The sequence below is a fragment of the Type-F symbiont of Plautia stali genome (assembly GCF_059731105.1).
Map to the genome: position 1 here is coordinate 3257027 of NZ_AP035909.1, position 25441 is coordinate 3282467.

Below are 25441 nucleotides of genomic sequence, written 5' to 3' on the forward strand. Positions count from 1 at the left end.
CCGCAGGATCAGTGAAAGCCGGCCAGCTTTAGCGTGGCGGCGACGTTACGCGCCGTCATCGTTACATTTTTGCCGGCCGTGGCGAGCGCCTCATCCAGCGTGCAGATACTGTAGAGCACGCTGAACACCGCATCAATACCATGCTGATGCACCACCCCCACATCCGCCGTCAGGCTGCCGGCGATGCCTATCACCGGCTTGTTGAAGCGCTTTGCCACGCTGGCGACCCCCACCGGCACCTTGCCATTGATACTCTGGCTGTCGATGCGGCCTTCCCCGGTGATCACGAGGTCGGCATCTTTTACCTGCTCCGCCAGCCCCAGCGCCTCCGTGACAATTTCGATGCCGCGCCGCAGTTCTGCCTGGCAAAAGGCGTGCAGCGCCGCCCCCATACCGCCCGCCGCACCGCCGCCGGGGATATGCAGCACGTCGATATCGAGGTCGCGCTGAATAATCGAGGCGTAGTGGGTCAGCGCCTGATCGAGCTGCTGCACCAGTGCCGGTGTCGCCCCTTTCTGCGGACCGAAAACAGCCGAAGCGCCCTCCTTTCCGGTCAGCGGATTGGTGACGTCACACGCCACCTCAATGCGGCACTGCCGAAGACGGGCATCCAGTGCATCAATCTCAATAGAAGCGAGGTCAGGCAGCGCCCCGCCGCCGTAACCAATCTGCTGGCCGCGATCGTCCAGTAGCCGGGCGCCCAGCGCCTGCATCATCCCGGCGCCGCCATCGTTGGTCGCACTACCGCCAATGCCAATAATGATGTGGCCGACGCCTTTATCCAGCGCATGCCGGATCAGCTCGCCGGTGCCGAACGAGGTAGTGATCAGCGGATCGCGCTGGGCGGCGGGCACCCGCTCCAGTCCGCTGGCCGCCGCCATTTCGATATAGGCGGTGGACGCATCGCCGGAGAGGCCATAGAAAGCCTCGACCTGTGTGCCCAGTGGCCCGGTCACCTTCAGCCTGACGATGTTTCCTTTCGTCGCCGCGACCATCGCTTCTACCGTTCCTTCGCCGCCGTCGGCGACCGGTATTTTCACGTAGTGGGCATCGGGAAAGATGTCACGGAATCCCGCTTCAATCGCCGATGCCACCTCCAGGGCGGATAAACTCTCTTTATATGAATCCGGTGCGATTACGATTTTCATAGGCAATCCGAGCACAGTTGAGTCATTGAAACGGCGCTGAACCCGGCCGGTTTCCGCGGAGACCGGCACCGGGATTTAGCGGGCGATTTCAACCTTCGCTAACTTCTCATAATAGCAGGCCAGCGCACTGTGGTCGGACGTTCCCTGGCCATCATTACGCAGCGCCTGCATCATCTCCATCACCGCCGCCGTCAGCGGCAGATGCGCGCCCAGCGTGTGCGAGGTATCCAGAGCGTTCGCCAGATCCTTGATATGCAGGTCGATGCGGAAGCCCGGTCTGAAGTTGCGATCCATCACCATCGGCGCTTTCGCCTCCAGCACCGTGCTGCCCGCCAGGCCGCCACGAATCGCCTGGAACACCAGCTCCGGACTGACCCCCGCTTTGGTCGCCAGCGACAGGGCTTCGGACATCGCCGCGATGTTCAGCGCCACAATCACCTGATTGGCCAGCTTGGTGACGTTGCCCGCGCCGATGTCACCGGTGTGCACTACCGATCCCGCCATCGCCTTCATGATGTCGTAACAGCGATCAAACACCGCTTTCTCTCCGCCGGCCATGACGGAAAGCGTGCCTTCAATCGCTTTCGGCTCCCCGCCGCTGACCGGGGCGTCCAGCATGCTGATCCCTTTCTCTGCCAGCGCATCGTGCACTTCCCGGCTCGCCAGCGGCGCAATCGAGCTCATGTCGATCACCACCAGGCCCGGCTTCGCGCCTTCGATAATGCCGCCCTCTCCCAGACAGACCGCTTTCACCTGCGGCGAGTTGGGCACCATGGTAATGACCACCTCGCACTGCTCAGCCACCTCTTTCGGCGAGGTTGCCACGGTCGCGCCCAGTTCAGTCAGTTCAGCTTCATTGCTGGCGTGGTGATCGCGCACCACCAGTGAATAGCCCGCTTTCAGCAGATTTTTGCTCATGGGTTTACCCATGATGCCCAGGCCAATAAATCCAATCTTCATTGCGTGTCTCCTTGCTGCTTAGCGCTTAAATTTGTCGCACAACGCCTGGGTGGCGCTGCGGAATACCCCGAGATCGCTGCCGACCGCCACAAAGGTGGCTCCCCACTCCAGATAACGACGGGCGTCCGCCTCCACCGGGGCCAGTATGCCCGCCGGCTTCCCGGCCGCTCTGGCACGGTCAAAAATGTGTTTAATCACGTCCAGCACCTCCGGGTGGGCGGGCTGGCCGAGGTAGCCCAGCGCCGCAGAGAGATCGCCCGGCCCGACGAAGATGCCGTCCACGCCGTCGACTGCGGCTATGGCGTCGATGTGGTCAACCGCCTGCCGGGTTTCGATCTGCACCAGCACGGTGATGTTGTCATTGATGCTCTGGTTGTAATCCGGCAGGGTGCCGTACATGTTGCTGCGATGGGAGACCGACACGCCGCGAATACCGGCGGGCGGATAGCGGGTTGAGGCGACCGCGCGCCGCGCCTCCTCTTCTGTCTCAACAAAGGGCACGAGGAAGTTGTTAAACCCGATATCCAGCAGGCGCTTGATGATCACCGGCTCGTTGCAGGGCGGCCGTACGACCGGCGCACTGTGGCTCCCTTTCAGCGCCATCAGCTGTGGCACAAACGTGGTGATATCGTTGGGCGCATGCTCCCCATCCAGCACCAGCCAGTCAAAACCGGCCAGCCCCAGGATTTCGGTAGAGATCGGACTGGCCAGCGCGCACCAGCTGCCAATCAGGGTTTCACCCGCTAACAGGCGACGACGAAATCCGTTGGGCCAGGCTGCATTACTCATGGTTGAACTCCTGTGACGACGGCTCCGCGTGAGCCAGAAAGATTAACGAACCAGGCACGGACGTTTGTTATCGAAAGTCCAGCCTGGCACCAGAAACTGCATCGCTTCGGCATCGTCACGCGCGCCCAGCCCCTGCTTCTGATAGAGCGCGTGGGCCTGCATCACCTGATCCATATCCAGCTCGATACCGAGACCGGGCTTCTGCGGCACCTGCACCATGCCGCCTTTGATCAGGAACGGCTCTCTGGTGAGACGCTGATTCCCCTCCTGCCAGATCCAGTGGGTATCGATGGCGGTGATCGCGCCCGGTGCGGCCGCGGCAACGTGGGTAAACATCGCCAGCGAAATGTCAAAGTGATTATTAGAGTGGGAGCCCCAGGTCAGGCCGAAGTCGTGGCACATCTGTGCGACCCGCACCGAACCCTGCATCGTCCAGAAATGGGGGTCGGCCAGCGGAATGTCGACCGACTGCAGCGACAGGGTGTGTCCCATCTGTCGCCAGTCGGTGGCGATCATATTGGTAGCGGTAGGCATGCCGGTCGCGCGGCGGAACTCCGCCATCACTTCCCGCCCGGAGTAGCCCTGCTCGGCGCCACAGGGATCTTCTGCGTAGGCGAGCACGCCCTTGAGCTGTTTGCCGAGCAGGATCGCCTCATTGAGCGACCAGGCACCATTGGGATCGAGGGTAATACGCGCCGTGGGATAGCGTTTTGCCAGCGCCGTCACCGCTTCGGCCTCTTCGCCGCCGCGCAGCACGCCGCCTTTGAGTTTGAAGTCGTTGAAGCCATATTTTTCATAGGCGGCCTCCGCCAGGCGCACCACGGCCTCGGGGGTCAGCGCCTCTTCATGACGCAGGCGATACCAGTCGCACGGATCGTCCGGCTGGCTCTGATATGGCAGGGCGGTTTTTCTGCGGTCGCCGATATAGAAGAGGTAGCCGAGCATCTCCACGCGGTCGCGCTGTTGCCCGTCACCCAGCAGCGAGGCGACGTTAACCCCCAGGTGCTGACCCAGCAGATCCAGCAGTGCTGCCTCAATGCCGGTGACCACATGGATTGTGGTGCGCAGATCAAAGGTCTGGTTGCCGCGACCGGCCGCATCCCGATCGGCAAAGGTCGTGCGCACCAGGCTGAGGGTATTTTTATATTCGCCCAGCGTTTTGCCGACCACCAGCGAGGCGGCATCTTCCAGCGTCTGACGAATTTTCTCCCCGCCGGGGATTTCACCGACACCGGTATGTCCGGCGTTATCTTTGATAATGACAATGTTGCGGGTGAAGAATGGCGAGTGCGCGCCGCTGAGATTCAGCAGCATGCTGTCGTAGCCGGCAACCGGGATCACCTGCATGGCGGTCACTTTGGGTGTTGAACTCATCTCCTGCTCCTTATGCTGTTGCACGGCCAAATGCCGGGCGCTTGCGATCAAATGTCCAGCCGGGGATCAGATACTGCATCGCCGTGGCGTCGTTGCGCGCACCGGCGGGCAGTGACTGATAGAGCTCACTGGCTTTGTGCACCTGGTCCCAGTCGAGCTCGATCCCCAGGCCCGGCGCATCCGGCACGGCAATCTTTCCGTTGCGGATTTGCAGCGGGTTTTTCGTCAGGCGCTGATCGCCCTCCTGCCAGATCCAGTGGGTGTCAATCGCGGTCGGGTTGCCTGGCGCGGCCGCACCGACATGGGTGAACATCGCCAGCGAAATATCGAAGTGATTATTGGAATGGCAGCCCCACGTCAGGCCCCACTCATCGCACAGCTGGGCGACCCGCACGGCCCCGCTCAGCGTCCAGAAGTGCGGGTCCGCCAGCGGGATGTCGACCGCGTTAACCATCACCGCGTGGTTCATCTCCCGCCAGTTGGTCGCGATCATATTGGTGGCGACCGGCAGGCCGGTCGCGCGCCGGAACTCGGCCATCACTTCACGTCCCGAATAGCCCTGCTCTGCCCCGCAGGGGTCTTCGGCGTAGCTCAGCACATCCTGCATCCCCTTGCAGAGGGTAATGGCCTCATCCAGTCGCCATGCCCCGTTGGGATCTACCGTGATGCGCGCGCCGGGAAAACGCTGCTTCAGCGCCACCGCCGTGGCGATCTCCTGCTCGCCCGGCAGCACGCCCCCTTTAAGTTTGAAATCTTTAAAGCCATAGCGATCTGCCGCCGCCTCCGCCAGCCGCACGACCGCTTCGCTGGTGAGCGCCTCCTGATGACGCAGGTGATACCAGTCGTGGCTGGCCTGCTCGCCACTCTGATAGGGCAGATCGGTTTTGCGGCGGTCACCGAGATAGAAGAGATAGCCCAGCACCGTGACTTCATCCCGCTGTTTGCCCGGCCCCAGCAGTTCCGCCACCGGCACGCCCAGACACTGTCCCAGCAGGTCGAGCAGCGCCGCTTCCAGCGCGGCCACGGCGTTGACCCGCAGCTCAAAGGTCCAGGCACCGTTGCCAAAGGTGGTGAAGTCAGCCGACGCATTCCCTTTGTGCACCTGCTGCACCAGACGATTCATGCGGGCAATCTGCTGGCCTTCGACCTGCGGAATGGCGGCCAGCAGGGTCTGATAGATGGTGTCGCCGCCGGGCGCTTCACCCACGCCGGTGTGTCCGGCGCTGTCGGTGAGCACCACGATATTGCGGGTAAAGCAGGCGTTGTGCGCGCCGCCAATGTTGAGCAGCATACTGTCGTAACCGGCGACCGGGATAACCTGCATCGCCGTAATCACGGGTGAACTTTGCGTCGTCATGAGGCGTCCTTAACCGGCCGGGTTTTCAGTTCAACACGTTTGATATCACCGGCGATCACCAGGAAGCTGAAGGCGGCGACGAAGGCATGGATACCGACATAGATCAGCGCACCCTCAAAGGAGCCGCTGGTGGCGATGATGTAGCCGATGGCGATGGGCGTCACGATGCCAGAGAAGTTGCCGAACATGTTGAACAGGCCGCCGCTCAGGCCACTGATCTCTTTGGGGGCGGTATCCGCCATCACCGCCCATCCCAGCGCGCCGATCCCTTTACCGAAGAACGCCAGCGCCATGAAGAAGACCACCAGCCACTCGGTTTCGGTGTAGTTACACATCACCATTGAGATAGAGAGCAGCATGCCGAGCACAATCGGCGTTTTACGCGCAATATTCAGCGAGCCGGTTTTGCGCATCAGCCAGTCGGAGATCACCCCACCCAGCACCCCGCCGAGGAAGCCACACACCGCCGGCACCGAAGCGATAAAGCCCGCTTTGAGAATCGACATGCCGCGCGCCTGCACCAGATAGACCGGAAACCAGGTGATAAAAAAGTAGGTTAAGGCGTTAACACAATACTGGCCGAGGTAGATGCCGAGCATCATGCGGGAGGTGAGCAGCTGTTTGATCTGGAACCACTTTTCGCTCCAGCTCACCCTGCGGCTCTCCTTTTTGACATCCATATTGATCAGCGCCCCGCCCTGCTCCATGTAGGCCAGTTCGGCTTTGTTTACGCCGGGGTGATCGGTGGGATCGTGGATCACTTTCAGCCAGATGAAGCTCAGGATGATCCCCAGCCCGCCCATGAACCAGAAGACGTGTGCCCAGCCCACTTCTGACACCAGCCAGCCCATGATGGGCGCAAAGATCACCGTGGCGAAATATTGCGCTGAATTGAAGATCGCCACCGCGGTGCCACGCTCCTGCGCCGGAAACCAGGCGGCCACGATGCGGCTGTTGCCAGGGAAAGAGGGGGCTTCAGCCAGCCCCACCAGGAAGCGCAGCAGAAAGAGTGACACGATGATGCCGAAGCCGCTGAAGATATCGACAAAGCCCTGCAGCAGGGTAAACAGCGACCAGGTAAAAATACTCCAGAAGTAGACGCGCTTTGAGCCAAAACGATCGAGCAGCCAGCCGCCTGGGATCTGACCAATCACGTACGCCCATGAGAAAGCAGAGAAGATGTAGCCCAGTCCGACCGAATCGAGGCCGATATCTTTGGACATCGCCGAACCGGCTATCGAAATGGTGGCGCGGTCGCCGTAGTTGAATGAGGTGACGATGAATAACATCACCACAATCCAGTAACGGGCGTTGGTGCGCTTCTGCACCGCTTCCGCAGTCTGGCTGAAACTATTCATGATGCACTCCTGAAATATAGCGTGAGCTACATTCGCTCTGACTGCATACACATCGCGTTGGGTATCAGAGAGAAGTTGGGTTAAACACGGCGATCTCTTTGGTTCAGGACGGGCTAATACGTCGTGACAGATAACCTGACTTTGGCTAACGGCGCTCAGTATAAAAACAGCCTGTGGCGAGCACATTGGCGTATCGCCCTGGAATAACGGCCGTTATGAAGTGATTGTCTGGCGGATGCACGAAACCCTGCGGCATGGCTCACGAAAGCGGCAAATAGCGCGGCCGAAACCGTGCCGGGTCGCCCTTTCCCCTCCGCTTTGTGAGGCGTTTCACTTGCTTCTGGAGAATCGACCCAAAACAGCGCGGCAGATCGGCGTAATAGTGGTCAGTTGCACAATGTGTGGCCTGCTTCCCCTCTTTATACTGAAGCTGGCTAATACACCGCAGGTAACAGGTCAGATTATGCGAGCCGGACAAGCCGGTGCGCCCGACAGGAGATGAGCGATGAACCCCACAACAGATGAACAGCCGCTCTGCATCAGAGTCCATGAGCATGACAACGTGGCGATTGTGGTCAACACGCTGGGTCTGCCCGCTGGCACGCAGTTTGCGGATGGCCTGACGCTGACGGAACATGTGCCGCAGGGGCATAAAGTCGCGCTGCAGGCGATTCACCAGGGAGGGGCGATCGTGCGTTATGGCGAAGTGATCGGTTATGCCGTGCGGGATATTGCCTGCGGCAGCTGGATCGATGAGTCACTGGTGGCGCTGCCGGAGGCGCCGCCGCTGGCGAGCCTGCCGTTAGCCACCCAGGTCCCGCCCGATCTGCCGCCGCTGGAGGGCTACACCTTTGAGGGCTACCGCAATGCGGATGGCAGCGTGGGCACCCGTAACCTGCTCGGCATCACCACCAGCGTCCACTGTGTGGCGGGTGTGGTGGATCATGTGGTGCAGATCATCGAACGGGAGTTACTGCCGCGCTATCCGAATGTGGATGGCGTGGTCGCGCTGAATCACCTCTACGGCTGCGGCGTGGCAATCAACGCCCCCGCAGCGGTGGTGCCGATTCGCACGATTCACAACCTGGCGCTGAATGCGAATTTCGGCGGTGAAGTGATGGTCATCAGCCTCGGCTGCGAAAAGTTACAGCCGGAGCGTCTGCTGACCGGCACCCCCGACGTGCAGGCGATTTCGCTGGATGATGATGACATCGTGCGTTTGCAGGATGAAAAGCTGGTGGGGTTTGGTGCGATGGTAAAGGCGATTCTGCAGGTGGCAGAGCGTCATCTTCAGCGGCTGAATCAGCGTCAGCGCGAAACCTGTCCCGCCTCGGAACTGATTGTCGGCATGCAGTGCGGCGGCAGCGATGCGTTTTCCGGCGTGACTGCGAATCCGGCGGTGGGGTTCGCCTCGGATCTGCTGGTGCGCTGCGGGGCTACCGTGATGTTTTCTGAGGTCACGGAGGTGCGGGATGCCATTCACCTGCTGACGCCGCGGGTCATTAATGAGGAGGTCGGAAGACGTTTACTTGAAGAGATGGCCTGGTATGACAATTACCTCGACCAGGGCAACACCGACCGCAGCGCCAATCCGTCACCGGGCAATAAAAAAGGGGGACTGGCGAACGTGGTGGAGAAAGCGCTCGGCTCCATCGCCAAATCGGGACGCAGCGCCATTGTGGAAGTGCTGTCCCCCGGTCAGCGCCCCACCCGCCGCGGACTGATCTATGCGGCAACGCCCGCCAGCGATTTTGTCTGCGGCACCCAGCAGCTCGCCTCCGGCATTACGCTGCAGGTCTTCACCACCGGTCGCGGCACCCCGTACGGGCTGGCGGCCATTCCGGTCATCAAGATGGCAACCCGTAACGCGCTGGCCGAGCGCTGGCACGATCTGATGGATATCAATGCCGGCACGATTGCCACCGGAGAAGAGAGTATTGAGCAGGTCGGCTGGCGGCTGTTTGCGTTGATTCTCGATATCGCCAGTGGCAGGAAGCAGACCTGGTCCGATCGCTGGGGCATCCGTAATCAGCTGGCGGTCTTTAATCCGGCACCGGTGACGTGAGCCGTGCCCGGCGTCTCCCTGCCGTCGGCTGGCAGAGAGAGCCCGGGCGAGGCGATCAGAGCAGCGCACCCCAGGCATCGACCCAGGGCGAGGTCACCGCTTCCGGTTCTGGATTTTCGGTGGCATCCACCAGCAGCACCTCACCGACCCGCTGTGCGCCCTGCTCCTGCAGCAGCGCATCAAAGGCTTTGCCCGCGCCACAGAAGTGGTCGTAACTGCTGTCGCCCAGCGCAATGACGCCATAGCGCAGCGCGGGCTGGTGCCCCAGCTGATCCTTTATGGCATGGAACAGACCGGAAATGGTGTCAGGAAAATCGCCCTGCCCGGTGGTTGAGGTGATGATTAACGCCACATCGCCTGCAAAGGCCTGCCAGTCCGCCAGCGTCGGGTCATCAAACAGGGTCACGCTGTGCCCCTGCTGCTGCAGAACCGGCTCGGCCTCTTCCGCCACCAGCAGCGCATTGCCGTAAACCGTCCCCACAAAAATGCCAATCTTTGCCATCTGATCTCTCCCTTATTCTGAAACGTTATCCTGTCCTGGCGCGGCGTCAAACTCAACCCGCGGCACCTCAGGAATGCAATCCTGCCAGCCAAACTGCGTCATCAGCTTCTGCCAGACGCTATCCAGCCCGGCGCGCAGCACCAGTGGCTCGCCGGTCACCGGGTGGGTCAGGGCCAGACTGCTGGCGTGCAGCATCAGCCGGTCCGCGCCAAAATGTTGCGCGGCGCCCCGGTTCTGACGCAGGTCGCCATGCGCCGAATCGCCAATAATCGGATGACGCAGGTGAGACATATGACGGCGCAGCTGATGTTTGCGACCGGTTTTAGGTGAGAGCTCAACCAGACTGTAGCGCGAGGTGGGGTAACGGCTGATGGCGACCGGCATCTCGACCGTGGCCAGCGACTGATAGTCGGTGACCGCGGGCTGTGCGGCGCGTGCTTCAGTGGCGTGCCTGTCCGCGATTTTGTCCCGCTCTTCAACCAGCGGATAGTCCAGCGTCCCGCTGCTCTCCAGCCAGCCACGCACCACGGCGTGATAGGTTTTCTGCATCTGATGCTGTTCAAACTGCTGAGAAAGCTGGCGGCCAACCTCACTCGATAGCCCCATCAGCAGCACCCCGGAGGTCGGCTTGTCCAGACGATGAGCGGTAAAAACATGCTGGCCGATCTGATCCCGCACGGTCTGCATCACAAACACGGTTTCATGCCGATCCAGCCAGCTGCGATGCACCAGCCAGCCGCTGGGCTTGTTGACCGCAACCAGCCACGCATCCTGATAGAGTATCTCCAGCATCAGTGGGCCGCATCCCTGAGCAACGCATCCAGCTGACGCAGCGTGAGCAGCAGCGGCGCAATGCCGGGCTGGTCAGGCACCAGCGCAACCTCATAATAGGGCGCGACGGCAAAGTTTTGCGGCAGCGGATGACCGGCCGCCATCAGGGCGTGCATCCGCGGAATCAGCACCCACTGGAGCCATTGCAGCGGCTCAAGCGTATCGAGGCAGAAGGGTTCACGACTCTCCAGCGCCTCCACGGCAGGCGGCGTGCTCTGCCAGAGCTGGTATTCACGCATCACCGCTTCCAGCTGCTCCAGCCGCTGCGTAATCAATTGTTCAGGCGTCATACGCCACCTCCGGCTAGCCGTTAAAAAATGGGCGGCAAGCATATCACTTGTTGGCACAGGCACAAAAAAAGGGAGCACTGTATAAACAGTGCTCCCGGTTCGTTTGCAGCCATCCTGCTACGTTAATGCTCCCTGCTCTTCCGTGACAACTTGTCCAGTGCGAACTCCTGTCGCGCATCGTCCTGATGATTCCTAAGCATCCTGGCCCGCCACCTCGTCCGAGGGGCTCCCGTTCTCCATCCTGGAGGTGTCCCTGACTCAATCCTGAGCGATCCTGTTTCATCCTGAAACCTTCCGTGTGCCGTAAGCTCCGTTACGTTCCTGCCTCATGGCTTATCATCATCCTGACGATATCTTTTTCCTGAGCATCCTGCAGTGGAAAATATTTTGACAGAACTCGTTACGCACACAAGTGACTTACAGCTGAACTTTACAAAATGTGCGGCACAAATTCAGATAATCGCCATTAAGTTGATGATTCACAATATTTTTACATTGCAGCCTTCCGGATGGCTCAGATTTTATATAGCGATCTCTCACACCACATGTAAGAGATATCTCACAAGCGAGGCGGCAAATCACTGCAATTCAGATGATAACCGGTTGTAATGACTTAAGAAACATCTCAAGATTTTCCGCAATAATCTGGCGCTGTTTACGGCCAGGCTGTTCCAGAATCACCTCGCCAGTCAGGTTAGAGAGGGAGACGATCTCCTCGTCTGACGCCGTCGTGGCGATAAACAGCGTCGGTGACTGTCGGAGGCGGCGCTGCATAACCAGATGCCCAATCAGGTTCTCCTGAAGCCGCAGGAAATCCTCTTCACTCCACACCTGCAACAGCGTCAGCTGATTCTCACCATGACGCGCCAGCATGTCGCCGGCAAACTGGGTGGTATAGAAGGCGGTAACTGATGGCTGCAGCTGCAGATCCACGGCCCGCTCTACTCCATCCAGTGTCGGCGGCAGACTAAAAGGCTGCGGCTGCCAGATGACCTGCTCCTCGCGCTCCTCCAGCGCGCAGGGCGACGCGACGCCGGCGAGATCGCGGCTGGCCGGAGCATGACCCCTCTGCGCCAGCCAGTGCTGGCAGTAACGGGTGGTAAAGTCGCGCAACGCGGCGGCAGTTTGCTGCATCATTCATATTCTCACTTCTGATGGGTTACACTTAGCCACTTTGATGAATTCTGGTGGTAACCGCAATGACTACACACGAACAGGATCAGGCACTCAGCAACCTGACGCTGGGCAAGCCCACAGCCTATCACGATCGCTATGACAATGGCTTATTGCAGGCGGTGCCGCGCAGCCTGAACCGCGAACCTCTTGGCCTGTTTCCTGAAAGTCTGCCGTTTACCGGCGGCGATATCTGGACGCTGTATGAGCTCTCCTGGCTGAACAGCAAGGGGCTGCCGCAGGTTGCCGTGGGTGAAGTGGTGCTGGATGCGCATAGCCGCAACCTCATCGAGTCGAAAAGCTTCAAGCTCTATCTCAACAGTTTCAACCAGACCCGCTTTGCCGACTGGGGTGAGGTGCGTCAGACGCTGGAGCGCGATCTCCGCGCCTGTGCTGAAGGTGACGTGCGGGTGGCGCTGTTCCGTCTGAATGAAATCGAAGGACAGCCGATCGGCCATTTTGAGGGGACCTGCATTGATGAGCAGGATATCGCCATCGAGGATTATCGCTTTAACGCTGACTATCTGGCCGATGCCGCAGGCAGCGAAATCGTGGAAGAGACGCTGGTCAGCCATCTGCTCAAATCAAACTGCCTGATTACCCATCAGCCCGACTGGGGCTCGGTGATGATCCGCTACAAAGGTCCGCGCATTCACCGCGAAGCGCTGCTGCGTTATCTGGTCTCCTTCCGCCAGCACAACGAATTTCATGAACAGTGTGTCGAACGCATCTTTAACGATGTGATGCGGTTCTGCCACCCGGAAGCGCTGACGGTCTATGCGCGCTACACGCGGCGCGGCGGGCTGGACATCAACCCATGGCGCACGAATGTGCCTTTCTCGCCCGGTTTTTCGCGTCTGGTGCGTCAGTAGTTTGCGAGAGCTCTCGCAGGCTGCATGAAGGAAGCGCAGTTCCGCTTGAGCTGGGCGGGCCGACAAGGCTACTCTGGTGATGGCGGCAATCTGCGGGTTGCCGACCAGGGATTTTCGTCACTGCCGTTGCAGTGCCAACACGCACCCAGGCGGGTGTAAAGGAGTTCATTTGATTACCCATATCAGCCCCCTTGGCTCAATGGATCTGCTCTCGCAGCTGGAAGTCGATATGCTCAAGCGCACCGCCAGCAGCGACCTCTATCAGCTGTTCCGCAATTGCTCTCTGGCCGTGCTTAACTCTGGCAGCCAGACTGACAGCAGCCACGAACTGCTCTCCCGCTTTGAAAACTTCGACATCAACGTGCTGCGCCGTGAGCGTGGCGTCAAACTGGAGCTGATCAACCCACCGGAAGAGGCCTTTGTGGATGGCCGCATCATCCGCTCCCTGCAGGCGAACCTGTTTGCGGTACTGCGCGACATCCTGTTTGTCAGCGGCCAGCTCGCCATGCCGGGGCGCTTAACCGCGGGTGAAGAGAATGACTCCGCCACGATCACCAACACCGTTTTCTCCATTCTGCGTAATGCACGGGCACTGCACATCGGTGAGTACCCCAACACCGTGGTCTGCTGGGGCGGTCACTCCATTAACGCGGTTGAATATCAGTATTGCCGCAATGTCGGCACACAGCTGGGCCTGCGTGAGCTGAATATCTGTACCGGCTGCGGACCCGGCGTCATGGAAGCCCCGATGAAAGGGGCCGCCGTCGGCCATGCGCAGCAGCGCTACCGTGACAGCCGCTTTATTGGTCTCACCGAACCCTCAATTATTGCGGCGGAACCGCCCAACCCACTGGTCAATGAGCTGATCATCATGCCGGACATTGAGAAGCGTCTGGAAGCCTTTGTGCGTATTGCCCACGGCATTATCATTTTCCCGGGCGGGGTCGGCACCGCCGAAGAGCTGCTCTACCTGCTGGGCATTCTGATGAACCCGCAGAACAAGGACCAGGTGCTGCCGCTGATCCTGACCGGACCGGAAGAGAGCGCCGACTACTTCCGCGTGCTGGATGATTTCATTGTTAACACGCTGGGCGAGCAGGCGCGCAAGCATTATCAGATCATCATTAATGATGCAGCCGAAGTGGCGCGTCTGATGAAGAAAGCGATGCCGCAGGTCAAAGAGAATCGTCGCGAAACCGGCGATGCGTACAGTTTCAACTGGTCCATCCGCATCGAGCCCGATCTGCAGATCCCTTTCCTACCGACCCATGAAAACATGGCGAACCTCAATCTCTACACCAACCAGCCTCCTGAAAAGCTGGCTGCTGACCTGCGCCGGGCCTTCTCAGGCATCGTAGCCGGTAACGTGAAAGAGATCGGGATCCGCGAAATCCGTGAGAAAGGACGTTACCGGCTGCATGGCGATGCCGACATTATGCACCGCATGGACGAGCTGCTGCAGGGCTTCGTTGCTCAGCAGCGTATGAAACTGCCCGGCACCGCCTACATCCCCTGCTACGAAATCATTAAATAAACCAGGAGGCAGCCCGTCGGGCTGCCCGGACTCTCATGGCTCTTCATCTTGTTATTGTTGATGCGCTGAACCTGATACGCCGTCTCCATGCGGTTCAGGGCTCCCCCTGTGTCGAAGGCTGCGTCGCCGCGCTGCGTCAGGTCTTAGGCCACACCCGCCCGACGCACGCCGTGGCCGTATTTGATGGCGACGCGCGTCATCAGGGCTGGCGCCATCAGCTGTTAGCCGATTACAAAAGCGGGCGTCCGCCGATGCCTGAGGATTTACAGGCGGAGATGCCGGCGCTGCAGGAAGCCTTTCGTGCCGCCGGGGTAAGCTGCTGGATGGCGGGCGAGGATGAGGCAGATGATCTGGCGGCGACGCTGGCGGTCAAAATGGCCCAGGCTGGCCATCAGGCCACTATTGTCTCCACGGATAAAGGCTACTGCCAGTTGCTGGCCCCGGAAATCCGCATCCGCGACTACTTCCAGAAGCGCTGGCTCGACCAGCCCTTTATCGACGCCGAATTTGGCGTTCCCCCGCAGCGGTTGCCCGACTTCTGGGGATTGTGCGGGATCAGCAGCAGTAAGATCCCGGGTGTCAGCGGTATCGGCCCGAAAAGCGCGAAACAGCTGCTCGCAGAGTTTCACACGCTGGAGGGGATCTATCAGCAACTCGATAAGGTGCCGGCTAAATGGCGTGAAAAGCTTGCGGAAGGACAGCAGATGGCTGAAATCAGCCGTCAGGTCGCGACGCTGAAACGGGATCTGCTGCTGGCAGGGAATCTGAACACGCTGCGTTATCGTGGCTGAGTGCCGCAACACTCAGCCCGACGATTAACGTTCGTCGCGACGCCCTCCTGTGGCGGCCCAGATGCGACGGACATGCACCGTCACCTCTTCGCGATCGTGATAGAGCTGACGCGCCTGGATCTGAGCGTTGATGCCGTTCTCATTCAGCCTCTCCTGAAGCATCGCCAGATTCTGCGTTACCTCTTCATAACGCTTTTTCATCGGCAACTTGAGGTTGAAGATCGCTTCACGGCACCAGCCGTTGACCAGCCAGTCGGCCATCAGATTTGCCACGCGAACCGGTTTCTCCACCATGTCACACACCAGCCAGCTGATATTGGTGCGTGGCGGACGGAACTTAAAACCGTCCGCTTTTTCGTGCATCACCTGACCGGTTTCCATCAGGCTCGGGGCCATCGGACCGTTGTCGACCGCGTAAACCATCATGCTGCGTCTGACCAGCTGATAGGTCCAGCCGCCCGGACAGGCACCCAGATCGACCGCGTACATGCCGCTGGCTAAGCGCTCATCCCACTCATCGGCCGGAATAAAGACGTGAAACGCCTCTTCCAGCTTCAGGGTGGAGCGGCTTGGCGCATCCGATGGAAACTTAAGCCGCGGAATCCCCATGTAAAACGGCGAGCTGTTTTCCGGCAGGGAGTAGCCAACATAACAGGTACCTGGCGCGATGAAGAAGACATGCACCACCGGCCGTTTCGGGCTTTCGTAGTTGAGCAGGATCTTACTTTCACGCAGGGCCGCGCGCAGCGGCACGGTAAACTTACGGCAGAATTTGGTCAGCTCTTTGGCTTCGTTGGTGTCCGGCACTTCAACACGCAGTTCGCCGCCCTTCTCAACAACGCCGGTCAGCATACCGACAATCGGCGTAATGCGATCCTCCTGCGGCAGGTCGCGCAGCAGTTCGCCCACGACCAGCATCTGCCGGGCAAAGATCAGCTCCTGAAACGGCAGTTCCCGCACCAGACGCTCAGCATCTTCAAACTGATAGCACTCAAAGAGCACATAGCCGGCATCCTCTTTAACCCGCGGAAAACCGTAGACTTCACGTTCTGCCGCTTTGGCGCTGATTTCCGCCGCGCACTCTTTTTCAAAACCGGGACGACAATAGAGTAAAACTTTATTCATGGCGTTCTGCCTTTCGTTTAAGACGCAGCGCGCCAATCAACATCAATACCCAACCAGCGAGGAAACAGATTCCGCCCACGGGGGTGATAAAAACCCAAAACTTCAGATGCGACAGCGCCAGACAGTAGAGGCTGCCGCTGAACAGCACGGTGCCGAGCGCCATCAGCGCACTGCTCCAGTAAAACCAGATATTGGCACGGCGCAACATCGCCGCCCCCAGGCCCATCACCGCGAGCGTATGATAAGCCTGATATTCCAGCCCGGTATGAATCCAGGCCATTTCAGCCGCGCCCAGCGACTGACGTAAAACGTGGGCACCAAATGCGCCAAAAGCCACCAGCAGAAAACCGCTGATAGCCGCAAAAACAAACATGGCACGACTGGACATTAACCGATCCTCAGGGTGCTTTTGCATCGTAATGCAAACAAATCAAGATGTTATTGTTGGTAACGAAAGCGGAATTTTTCTTGTTCGGTTGCGGCTTTTGCCAGGATCCACTGTCGGAAGGCCGCTATTTTACCCAGTTCTGCCTGACTGTCATGACAAACCAGATAAAAAGCATTTTTACTGACTAAGACATCATTAAACGGACAGATTAACCGCCCCGCTTCGATTTCGCTCTGCGCCATGACGTTATTTGCCAGCGCCACGCCCTGACCATGAATCGCCGCCTGCAGCACCATGGCGCTGTGGCTGAAGATTGGCCCCTGCTGCACATTAATATGCTGCAGGCCGAGCTGCCGGATATAGGATTGCCAGTCACGGCGGGAGGCGTCATGCAGCAGCGTAAAGCGCGACAGGTCCATCGGCGTTTTCAGCGGATTATCGCCGGTCATCAGCGACGGTGAACAGACCGGTAGCAGATATTCGGCATAGAGTTTTTCGACCCGCAGCCCCGGCCAGTTACCGCGTCCGTAAAAGATCGCCACGTCGACATCGTCGGCCAGTTTCTCTTCGTCGCGGTCTACGGCCTGGATGCGCACATCGATCCCCGGATAAGCCATATTAAAGCTGGAGAGACGGGGAACCAGCCACTGAATGGCAAAGCTCGGCAGTAAACTGACGGTCAGCGCCCCCTTGGCGCTGCGCGCCTGCAGCTTGCGGGTCGCTTCGTTTATCGCCGAGAAGATCTCTTTGATATCGAGGTAGTAGCTTTGTCCTTCTTCCGTCAGTAATAACGAACGATTCCTCCGTCTGAACAGCTTTAACCCGAGAAAATCTTCCAGAGACTTTATCTGATGGCTTACAGCTGCCTGGGTGACAAACAGCTCTTCAGCGGCTTTGGTAAAGCTGAGATGACGCGCAGCCGCGTCAAAAACACGCAGTGCGTTGAGAGGAGGAAGGCGTTTCGACATGGTTTTCCGTATCCGGATCGGCGAAAAATACGCGGGCTTATACAAAGCGTTTACGTATTAGAATTTTTAATCCGAGGCATTATAATTTGTCCGTTGAGGAACCACCAGCAAATACCTATAGTTGCCGCACTTCCTGAGCCGGAACGAAAAGTTTTTAGATTTGTGAGTGAGTTCGCAGATTTTCTGAAAGCTTTTGGCTTGTGGTCGTGATGTTGTGTTTGCAATTTTTTGATCCGACGATTGCGGATCGAACTCTTAATTCCTGTAGATTTACCCTGTCTGTCCATAGTGATTTTAAATAGCACCGCAAATTGCGGTGCTTTTTTTTGCTGCTTACTGGCCCATCTCAACCATCTCTTTGACGTCAGTACGGTTAATCTGCTGCTCGTTGCCATTCGCATCTTTATAGCTGATCATACCGGTATCATCATCAACCTTAGGCTTGCCATCAGCAACAATGGTGCGTCCATCATTGGTATGCATCACGTAATTGCTTGAACAGCCCGCCAGGGTAAAAGCCAGAGTACACACGGCCAGCACTGCGGTAAGTTTATTCATCTGCTATCTCCTTGTAGATTGATTGCATCAAACCACCCGCGTTACGCTAACCAGAGGCAGCCGATAAGTGAGATCGACCAGTGAACGTCCGATCGTTATGCGGGTTTGGTTCAAACCTTGCAATATTCAGCATAACGCGCTTTTCCAGCTTTGCCAGACGCCGACCACGCTTTCAGTGTGGTCCTGATTATTCACACTATGGGCCAGGCATGACCGCATTTAATCCCACCGCATTTCGCCAGCAGTTTCCCGCACTCGCCGACGCCGGTGTCTATCTCGACAGCGCAGCGACCACGCTGAAACCCCAGGCTGTTATTGAGAGTACGCAGCAGTTTTACAGCCTGAGTGCGGGCACGGTGCACCGCAGTCAGTTTGCCGCCGCGCAGGCCCTGACCCAGCGCTATGAGCAGGCGCGATCTCAGGTTGCCCGCTGGCTTAACGCCGCGGACGATCGTGAGATCGTCTGGACACGCGGCACCACCGAAGCGATCAATCTGGTGGCAAACAGCTGGCTGCGTCCGCGCTTACAGCCCGGCGACGAGATTGTGGTCAGCGAAGCAGAGCATCACGCAAACCTGGTGCCCTGGCTGATGGCCGCCCAGGCCTGCGGTGCGCGCGTGGTGAAATGGCCCTTAGGGCCGGACCGGCTGCCCGATATCGGCCTGTTGCCCGCCCTGCTGAACCGCCGCACCCGCCTGCTGGCGGTCGGCCAGATGTCGAACGTCACTGGCGGTTGTCCCGATCTCGCCCGGGCGATTCAGCTGGCGCACGATGTGGGTGCCAGGGTGATGGTCGATGGCGCGCAGGGGGTGGTGCACTGCCCGCCCGATCTGCAGGCGCTGGATATCGACTTTTACGCCTTTTCCGGCCATAAAATTTACGCGCCGATGGGCATCGGTGCGCTCTATGGCAAAGCTGAACTGCTGGAGGCGATGGAACCCTGGCAGGGCGGCGGCAAGATGATTACCGATGTCGATTTCACTGGCTTTACGCCGCAGCCGGTGCCGTGGCGCTTCGAGGCAGGGACACCGAATGTGGCGGGCGTGGTGGGCTTAAGTGCCGCGCTGAGCTGGCTGTCGCAGTACGACCTGACGCAGATGGAGCGCTGGAGCCAGCAGCTGGCAACGCTGGCCGAGGAGCAGCTGGCGGAGCTGCCGGGTTTCCGCAGCTTTCGCTGCGGCAGTGCCAGCCTGCTGGCCTTTGATTTTGCCGATCAGCATCACAGCGATCTGGTGACGCTGCTGGCCGAACAGGGCATCGCGCTGCGGGCCGGTCAGCACTGTGCGCAGCCGCTGCTGGCGGCGCTGGGGGTCAGCGGCACGCTGCGGGCTTCTTTTGCCCCCTATAATAACCTGCAGGATGTTGATGCGCTGGTGCGCGCCATGAAGAGCGCCGTCGCGCTGTTATCGGAGTTTTGATTATGTGTTCATCGCTGTTAGCGCCACACCCGTTTGGCGAGCAGATTACCGTTGCCAGCCTGACAGAGCGTTTCAGCCACTTTCATCAGTGGGAAGATCGCTATCGTCAGCTGATTCAGCTGAGTCGTCAGCTGCCGGCTCTGCCGGAGGCGCTGAAAACCGCGGACATTGAGCTGAGCGGCTGTGAGAACCGGGTCTGGCTGGGCAGCCAGCTGCGTGAGGATGGCGCGCTGCATTTCTACGGTGACAGCGAAGGACGCATCGTACGTGGCCTGCTGGCGGTACTGCTGACCGCCGTTGAGGGCCGGATGCCTGACCAGCTGCTGGCAGACGATCCCCTGACGCTGTTTGATACGCTGGGACTGCGCGCTCAGCTCAGTGCTTCACGCAGCAGCGGCCTGCAGGCGCTGGCCGACGCCGTCCGGCAGGCCGCGCGTCAGGCGCTGACGGCATCCTGACGGGCTGCGCGCGCCAGAAATTTCTTCAGCGCGTGCGAAACGGCGACAAAGCCAAAGCTGGCGGTCACCATGGTGGCCGCACCAAAGCCAGACGAACAGTCCATTCTCTTTGGCCCTTCTGCCGTGGCGCGTGACGCACAGACGCTGCCATCCGCCTGCGGATAGACCAGCGCCTCGGTGGAAAAAACGCAGTCGATGCCCAGTTTTCCTTTGCTGTTTTTCACCACGCCCAGACCTTTCAGTCGCTCACGCAGCTTTGCCGCCAGCGGATCCTGGATGGTCTTCGCCAGATCGGTGACCTGGATCTGGGTGGGATCAATCTGCCCGCCTGCGCCACCGGTGGTGATCAGCGGGATCTTATTGCGGCGACACCAGGCGATCAGCGCCGCTTTAGGCCGCACGCTGTCGATCGCGTCAATCACGTAGTCGAAACCGGCTGCCATCAGTTCAGCGGTGTTATCAGGCGTAATAAAGTCATCAATGCAGATCACGTCACAGTCAGGATTGATGGCACGCAGACGCTCAGCCATCACCTCTGTTTTCGCCTTACCGACGTTGCCCTGCAGCGCATGAAGCTGCCGGTTGGTATTAGTGATGCAGACATCATCCATATCAATCAGGGTAATTTTGCCAATGCCGGTGCGCACCAGCGCCTCTGCGGCCCAGGAGCCGACGCCACCGATACCGATCACGCAGAAGTGAGCGTCAGCAAACCGTTGCAGCGCATCCTGACCATAGAGACGCGCCGTGCCGCCAAAGCGCTGATGCCAGGCGTCGTTTAACACTTTCATAGTTGAACCTGTTACGTCGTGCGGGCCCGCAGGCCCGCAGAGAAGAAATCAGTTAGCGCCCAGAAGCAGTGAACCACTGTTGCCGTTTTGCGGGCTGGAGAACAGCGGCTGACCGGCCCCCGGCGCGGCCTTGAGCACCCAGACGCGTCCGTAGTGATTATAGAAGCCCGCCAGATGCGCCGCGTCCGGGCCGATACCCTGATAGATATCAAAGTGCTGCCCTTTAATCGCACCACCCACGTCGAGGGCCACCATCAGGCGCATCTCATACTTACCGTTGAATTTGCCCTTCTCATTCAGCTGTGGCACTTCAGCCAGCAGCACCGTGCCTGCCGGAATGATGGAGCGGTCAGAAGCCACAGAGGCTTTCGCTACCAGCGGCACCGCACTGGCACCGCGCACCGGTGTGAAAGGCTCCGCCTTAAAGAAGACGAAAGAGGGGTTTGTCTCCAGCAGCGCACGCACTTCCTGCGGCGAGTGCTCCTGCGCCCACTGGCGAATCGCCTGCATCGACATATCTTCGCGCTTCACTTCACCGCGATCGATCAGCTCCTTACCGATGCTGTGATAACCCCAGCCATTTTTACCGGCGTAACCAAAGAAGCTCATCGGGCGGCCATCGCCAAAGTCGACGTAGCCACTGCCCTGCACATCCATCATGAAGTTATCAATCAGCGAGTTGCTGTAGGCGATAATGTAGCGGTCATCGAGTGCGCCACTATAGATAGAGGCGCGGCTCGGGAGTTTTGCACCACGTTTGCGCGGCGGCATGCGGTAAATCGGATACTGGAATTCACCCTGACGGGTGTAGCGCGCCTGCACCACCGGCGTATAGTAACCGGTAAACTGCACGTTACCGTAGTTATCCGTGCCCTCCATCTGCCAGGCGTTCAGCCCGTACTGACGAAGCTGCCGGGTGTCGGCGCCCGCCATCAGCCAGCTCTCAATCGCGCTGTAGGTGCCGTTCTGGCGACCATAGAGCGCAGACGAGGCGGACTGGATCTGGCGAACCTGCTCGCCAAAGTCCCGGCCATTGACCGGCGCGCCTTTGGCATTGGGCTGATTCACCAGCGCCAGCGGCTGTTCCAGTTTGCCATCTTTATATTGCTGACCGCGATCGGTCGGTTTAGAGCTACAGGCCGCCAGCAGCGTAATCAACGCGCCAGTGAGTGCATACTTCACCCAATGTAATTTCATTCTCTTCTCTTTTTATAACTGTTCGCCCCGCGACGATAGCAAAGCCCCCGGCAGAATGAAATGCATCCGCTTTGACCTCGCGCGGAACAGTTCAATAATTAGCCAGATGGGGGAATCCTTCAGCAACTGGCTGTTAATTTGGCTTTTATCTGCAAAAAGGGGTTGCATCAATCAGCGCGGAGAGTATAGTGCGCTTCCACGGACGCGGGGTGGAGCAGCCTGGTAGCTCGTCGGGCTCATAACCCGAAGGTCGTCGGTTCAAATCCGGCCCCCGCAACCAATACTTCTGTAGCACTCTGGCAGAAGTGACAATGTGAAAAGTCGCAAAGCGCAAGACGGACGCGGGGTGGAGCAGCCTGGTAGCTCGTCGGGCTCATAACCCGAAGGTCGTCGGTTCAAATCCGGCCCCCGCAACCACACTTTTGCAGCGGTTTCACAGATGTCAGAAAATAAAAAGTCGCAAAGCGCATGACGGACGCGGGGTGGAGCAGCCTGGTAGCTCGTCGGGCTCATAACCCGAAGGTCGTCGGTTCAAATCCGGCCCCCGCAACCACTATTTAAACACCTGAAAGGGTGTTTTTTTGTTTCTGCCCTTCCCCTTCTCTTCTGTTTTCTCTCTTTCCACGGCGAAAAGTCTGCGGATAACCGGGGCTACCCGCACGTTAATTAGCGATGCGCCAGCGCGGCCCCACTCTCCACATAGGCTTTGATGCCGTTCAGAATCGCCTCCGCAACCTGATGCTGATAGCGGGTGGTGCGTAACTTCCGCTCCTCCTCCACGTTACTGATAAACGCCGTTTCCACCAGAATAGAGGGGATATCCGGGGCTTTCAGCACGGCAAATCCCGCCTGATCGACAGTGCGCTTGTGCAGATGGTTGATGCGGCCCATGCGATGCAGCACCTCTTTACCGAACTTCAGGCTGTCATGGATCGTCTGACGCTGCACCATGTCGAACATGGTGTGATCGAGATAGCGGTCACCGCTTTTGCTGACGCCGCCAATCAGATCGGATTCATTCTGCGTCTGAGCCAGAAAACGGGCCGCGGCGGAGGTTGCCCCGCTGGTGGATAAGGCAAAGACTGACGAACCGCGCGCCGCCCGGCTGGTGAAGGCATCTGCATGGATGGAAACAAAGAGATCGGCGCGCTGTTTGCGGGCTTTAGCAACCCTGACGCGCAGCGGAATAAAGACATCCTCATTGCGCGTCATGTACGCCTTCATGTTGGACTCTTTGTCGATCAGCGCTTTAAGCCGCCGTCCGATCTTCAGCACGATATCCTTTTCGCGGGTCTTATATTTGCCGTGTGCGCCCGGATCTTCCCCGCCGTGCCCCGGATCGATCATGATGACAATTGGTCGATCGCGTCCCGCCCTGCCCGGCAGAGGGGCCTGAACTCCGGCGTCTTTCTCCAGCGCGCCCTGATTATAATCTTTCAGCAGCGCAAGCAGCGGATCGTCTTCCGCCTGGTTCTGGGTCGGATAGAGGTCCACCACCAGCCGGTGATTGATTCCGGCGACCGGGGCCAGATTAAAGATCTTCGGCGAAACGTTGCGCTTTAATTCGAGAACGACGCGAACCGTGTCGCTGTCGAACTGGCCGACCCGGGCATGTTTAATAAAGGGATCATCGACCCGCACCAGTTTGTTGACCCCTTTCAGGACCGGATTAAGGTGCAGGCCCTGAATATCTATGACCAGGCGTTCAGGATTGCTCAGCGCAAACTGCTTATATTTCAGCTCAACGCTGGACTCCAGCGTCATCCGTGAATAGGTCGATGAGGGCCAGATGCGCACGGCCACAATGTGATTTTTTGCCGCCAGCCCGGTGCGGCTGACGCTTAACAGCAGTAAGGCGCCTGTCCCCTGTAAAAATCGTCTGCGTGAAAAATGGGAATTAACGTCTGACATGCCGCTCCAGCTGCTGAGTAATGTCTAAAAAAGCGCCAGTTAATAAAATGGCGGCGAAAACTTTATCCAATCCCCGGAATGATGTCACTCTGGAAAACCTAAATAATGCAGGCTGTTAGCGGCTTTGACACTCATAAAAACGTAAATTTTCGTCAGGATTAAGGCTTGCAAAATGGCACGCAAAAGCATAAAAATACAAAAAACACGAATAAACATTCATTGAGGGTTGGCCGTGAAGGAACGTAGTACCGAGCTGGTTCAGGGGTTTCGCCATACCGTTCCCTATATCAATGCCCACCGGGGTAAAACCTTTGTCATCATGCTGGGTGGCGAGGCGATTGAGCATGAGAACTTCTCCGGCATCGTCAATGATATCGGCCTGCTTCACAGCCTGGGTATCCGTCTGGTGGTGGTCTATGGCGCCCGCCCGCAGATTGATGCCAGTCTGGCGCAGCAGCAGCTGGAGCCGGTTTATCATAAGTTTACCCGGGTGACCGACGCGCAATCCCTGGAGCTGGTAAAACAGGCGGCCGGCCGGCTGCAGTTAGATATTACGGCCCGCCTCTCGATGAGTCTGAACAACACGCCGCTGCAGGGTGCGCATATCAATGTGGTGAGCGGCAACTTCATCATTTCACAGCCGCTGGGCGTGGATGATGGCGTGGATTACTGCCACAGCGGCCGCATCCGTCGTATTGATGAGGCGGCGATTCATCGTCAGCTGGATAACGACGCCATTGTGCTGCTTGGCCCGGTGGCGGTTTCCGTGACCGGCGAGAGCTTTAACCTGACCTCCGAAGAGGTCGCCACCCAGCTGGCGATCAAACTTAAAGCGGAAAAAATGATCGGCTTCTGCTCTGAGCAGGGCGTGCTGAACAGCGACGGCGAGATCATTTCCGAACTCTTCCCGAACGATGCGCAGGCCCGCATCGACGAGATTGAAAAGGAAGGTGACTACCTTTCCGGCACGGTGCGTTTCCTGAGGGGGGCGGTGAAAGCCTGCCGCAGCGGAGTCCGCCGCAGCCACCTGATCAGCTATCAGGAAGATGGCGCGCTGTTGCAGGAGCTCTTTTCTCGCGATGGTATCGGTACGCAGATCGTGATGGAGTCGGCAGAACAGATCCGCCGCGCCAACATCAACGACATTGGCGGCATCCTCGAACTGATCCGGCCGCTTGAGCAGCAGGGCATTCTGGTTCGCCGCTCACGCGAGCAGCTGGAGATGGAGATTGATAAATTCACCATCATTCAGCGCGATAACCTGACCATCGCCTGTGCGGCACTCTATCCCTTTATGGATGAGAAGATTGGCGAAATGGCCTGTGTGGCGGTGCATCCGGACTATCGCAGCTCTTCACGCGGTGAGATGCTGTTGCAGCGTGTAGCGCTTCAGGCGCGCCAGATGGGGCTGGAAAAACTGTTCGTGTTAACCACCCGCAGCATCCACTGGTTCCAGGAGCGCGGCTTTACGCCGGTAGATATCGAGTCACTGCCGGAAAGTAAAAAAGAGATGTACAACTATCAGCGGCGCTCAAAAGTGCTGATGGCCGACCTCACCTGATGTCCCCCTCCGGGGGAGAGCG

The 25441-nt window shown here is 58.7% G+C and carries 24 protein-coding genes and 3 tRNA genes; 10 read left to right on the plus strand and 17 right to left on the minus strand.

Going from position 1 to position 25441, the window contains the following annotated elements; translation table 11 throughout:
• Window positions 1-8: 8 nt before the first annotated feature.
• From AC6I7A_RS15465 to AC6I7A_RS15490, 6 genes are all read right to left on the minus strand, one after another.
• Window positions 9-1148: a glycerate kinase gene (locus tag AC6I7A_RS15465; RefSeq protein WP_058958282.1), complete on the minus strand. Its 1140-nt coding sequence runs from the start codon at window positions 1146-1148 to the stop codon at window positions 9-11.
• Window positions 1149-1223: 75 nt separating this feature from the next.
• Window positions 1224-2108, minus strand: a complete 885-nt coding sequence (gene garR, locus AC6I7A_RS15470) for a 2-hydroxy-3-oxopropionate reductase (protein WP_058958279.1) — start codon at window positions 2106-2108, stop codon at window positions 1224-1226.
• An 18-nt stretch (window positions 2109-2126) separates the two neighbouring features.
• The gene (gene garL / locus AC6I7A_RS15475) at window positions 2127-2897 is read right to left on the minus strand and encodes a 2-dehydro-3-deoxyglucarate aldolase (RefSeq protein ID WP_058958278.1); all 771 of its coding nucleotides are present in this window, start codon (window positions 2895-2897) and stop codon (window positions 2127-2129) included.
• 42 nt (window positions 2898-2939) lie between these two features.
• Window positions 2940-4271 (minus strand): glucarate dehydratase, encoded by a 1332-nt coding sequence (gene gudD, locus AC6I7A_RS15480; protein ID WP_058958277.1) that lies wholly within the window; start codon window positions 4269-4271, stop codon window positions 2940-2942.
• A 10-nt stretch (window positions 4272-4281) separates the two neighbouring features.
• Window positions 4282-5628 (minus strand): enolase C-terminal domain-like protein, encoded by a 1347-nt coding sequence (locus AC6I7A_RS15485; protein WP_058958276.1) that lies wholly within the window; start codon window positions 5626-5628, stop codon window positions 4282-4284.
• Complete coding sequence (locus tag AC6I7A_RS15490; RefSeq protein WP_009086984.1) at window positions 5625-6986, minus strand: MFS transporter; 1362 nt, start codon at window positions 6984-6986, stop codon at window positions 5625-5627. Before AC6I7A_RS15490 ends, AC6I7A_RS15485 begins: the two co-directional genes overlap by 4 nt.
• Window positions 6987-7491: 505 nt before the next feature.
• Here AC6I7A_RS15490 and garD point away from each other — a divergent pair.
• On the plus strand, window positions 7492-9051 hold the full coding sequence (garD, locus tag AC6I7A_RS15495; protein WP_046102464.1) for a galactarate dehydratase: 1560 nt from the start codon (window positions 7492-7494) through the stop codon (window positions 9049-9051).
• Window positions 9052-9106: 55 nt separating this feature from the next.
• On the opposite strand, the gene AC6I7A_RS15500 is transcribed toward garD, so the two are convergent.
• The 4 genes from AC6I7A_RS15500 to syd form a co-directional block, all read right to left on the minus strand.
• On the minus strand, window positions 9107-9553 hold the full coding sequence (locus AC6I7A_RS15500) for a flavodoxin (protein ID WP_058958275.1): 447 nt from the start codon (window positions 9551-9553) through the stop codon (window positions 9107-9109).
• A 12-nt stretch (window positions 9554-9565) separates the two neighbouring features.
• Window positions 9566-10345: a tRNA pseudouridine(65) synthase TruC gene (gene truC / locus AC6I7A_RS15505; RefSeq protein ID WP_058958274.1), complete on the minus strand. Its 780-nt coding sequence runs from the start codon at window positions 10343-10345 to the stop codon at window positions 9566-9568.
• Window positions 10345-10674 carry a YqcC family protein gene (locus tag AC6I7A_RS15510; RefSeq protein WP_046102467.1) on the minus strand — a complete coding sequence of 110 codons (330 nt, stop codon included), beginning with the start codon at window positions 10672-10674 and terminating at the stop codon, window positions 10345-10347. Before AC6I7A_RS15510 ends, truC begins: the two co-directional genes overlap by 1 nt.
• 588 nt (window positions 10675-11262) lie before the next feature.
• A complete protein-coding gene (syd, locus tag AC6I7A_RS15515; RefSeq protein ID WP_009086995.1) occupies window positions 11263-11811 on the minus strand; it encodes a SecY-interacting protein in 549 nt (182 codons plus the stop codon).
• A 62-nt stretch (window positions 11812-11873) separates the two neighbouring features.
• On the opposite strand from syd, the gene queF reads away from it, so the two are divergent.
• The 3 genes from queF (at window position 11874) to xni (ending at window position 15044) form a co-directional block, all read left to right on the plus strand.
• Window positions 11874-12719 (plus strand): NADPH-dependent 7-cyano-7-deazaguanine reductase QueF, encoded by an 846-nt coding sequence (queF, locus tag AC6I7A_RS15520; RefSeq protein ID WP_009086996.1) that lies wholly within the window; start codon window positions 11874-11876, stop codon window positions 12717-12719.
• A gap of 169 nt (window positions 12720-12888) precedes the next feature.
• On the plus strand, window positions 12889-14253 hold the full coding sequence (ppnN, locus tag AC6I7A_RS15525; protein WP_009086997.1) for a nucleotide 5'-monophosphate nucleosidase PpnN: 1365 nt from the start codon (window positions 12889-12891) through the stop codon (window positions 14251-14253).
• A gap of 35 nt (window positions 14254-14288) precedes the next feature.
• Window positions 14289-15044, plus strand: coding sequence for a flap endonuclease Xni (gene xni / locus AC6I7A_RS15530; RefSeq protein ID WP_046102470.1), 756 nt, complete (start codon window positions 14289-14291; stop codon window positions 15042-15044).
• Window positions 15045-15068: 24 nt separating this feature from the next.
• Here the strand turns inward: xni and rlmM are convergent, their stop codons facing one another.
• The 4 genes from rlmM to AC6I7A_RS15550 form a co-directional block, all read right to left on the minus strand.
• A complete protein-coding gene (gene rlmM, locus AC6I7A_RS15535; protein WP_009086999.1) occupies window positions 15069-16169 on the minus strand; it encodes a 23S rRNA (cytidine(2498)-2'-O)-methyltransferase RlmM in 1101 nt (366 codons plus the stop codon).
• Window positions 16162-16557, minus strand: coding sequence for a DUF423 domain-containing protein (locus AC6I7A_RS15540; RefSeq protein ID WP_009087000.1), 396 nt, complete (start codon window positions 16555-16557; stop codon window positions 16162-16164). Before AC6I7A_RS15540 ends, rlmM begins: the two co-directional genes overlap by 8 nt.
• A 50-nt stretch (window positions 16558-16607) precedes the next feature.
• Window positions 16608-17525 carry a transcriptional regulator GcvA gene (locus tag AC6I7A_RS15545; RefSeq protein ID WP_046102471.1) on the minus strand — a complete coding sequence of 306 codons (918 nt, stop codon included), beginning with the start codon at window positions 17523-17525 and terminating at the stop codon, window positions 16608-16610.
• A gap of 333 nt (window positions 17526-17858) precedes the next feature.
• Window positions 17859-18083 (minus strand): YgdI/YgdR family lipoprotein, encoded by a 225-nt coding sequence (locus tag AC6I7A_RS15550; protein ID WP_009087002.1) that lies wholly within the window; start codon window positions 18081-18083, stop codon window positions 17859-17861.
• Between the two features lie 209 nt (window positions 18084-18292).
• On the opposite strand from AC6I7A_RS15550, the gene csdA reads away from it, so the two are divergent.
• Both csdA and csdE read left to right on the plus strand, forming a co-directional pair.
• Window positions 18293-19501 (plus strand): cysteine desulfurase CsdA, encoded by a 1209-nt coding sequence (gene csdA, locus AC6I7A_RS15555; RefSeq protein ID WP_058958273.1) that lies wholly within the window; start codon window positions 18293-18295, stop codon window positions 19499-19501.
• Window positions 19502-19503: 2 nt separating this feature from the next.
• Window positions 19504-19959 carry a cysteine desulfurase sulfur acceptor subunit CsdE gene (gene csdE / locus AC6I7A_RS15560; protein ID WP_046102473.1) on the plus strand — a complete coding sequence of 152 codons (456 nt, stop codon included), beginning with the start codon at window positions 19504-19506 and terminating at the stop codon, window positions 19957-19959.
• On the opposite strand, the gene tcdA is transcribed toward csdE, so the two are convergent.
• Both tcdA and mltA read right to left on the minus strand, forming a co-directional pair.
• Window positions 19938-20750 (minus strand): tRNA cyclic N6-threonylcarbamoyladenosine(37) synthase TcdA, encoded by an 813-nt coding sequence (gene tcdA / locus AC6I7A_RS15565; protein WP_009087005.1) that lies wholly within the window; start codon window positions 20748-20750, stop codon window positions 19938-19940. The genes csdE and tcdA overlap by 22 nt on opposite strands.
• 48 nt (window positions 20751-20798) lie before the next feature.
• Window positions 20799-21947, minus strand: a complete 1149-nt coding sequence (gene mltA, locus AC6I7A_RS15570; RefSeq protein ID WP_009087006.1) for a murein transglycosylase A — start codon at window positions 21945-21947, stop codon at window positions 20799-20801.
• A 203-nt stretch (window positions 21948-22150) separates the two neighbouring features.
• Here mltA and AC6I7A_RS15575 point away from each other — a divergent pair.
• The 3 genes from AC6I7A_RS15575 to AC6I7A_RS15585 all read left to right on the plus strand — a co-directional run bounded on the left by AC6I7A_RS15575 (window position 22151) and on the right by AC6I7A_RS15585 (window position 22500).
• Window positions 22151-22227: transfer RNA gene (locus tag AC6I7A_RS15575), tRNA-Met, on the plus strand.
• Window positions 22228-22287: 60 nt separating this feature from the next.
• Window positions 22288-22364, plus strand: a tRNA-Met gene (locus tag AC6I7A_RS15580).
• 59 nt (window positions 22365-22423) lie between these two features.
• Window positions 22424-22500 (plus strand) — tRNA-Met (locus AC6I7A_RS15585).
• A gap of 113 nt (window positions 22501-22613) precedes the next feature.
• Here the strand turns inward: AC6I7A_RS15585 and amiC are convergent.
• Complete coding sequence (gene amiC, locus AC6I7A_RS15590) at window positions 22614-23858, minus strand: N-acetylmuramoyl-L-alanine amidase AmiC (protein WP_046102475.1); 1245 nt, start codon at window positions 23856-23858, stop codon at window positions 22614-22616.
• A gap of 232 nt (window positions 23859-24090) precedes the next feature.
• Here amiC and argA point away from each other — a divergent pair, with 232 nt between their 5' ends.
• On the plus strand, window positions 24091-25419 hold the full coding sequence (gene argA / locus AC6I7A_RS15595) for an amino-acid N-acetyltransferase (protein ID WP_009087010.1): 1329 nt from the start codon (window positions 24091-24093) through the stop codon (window positions 25417-25419).
• Window positions 25420-25441 lie beyond the last annotated feature (22 nt).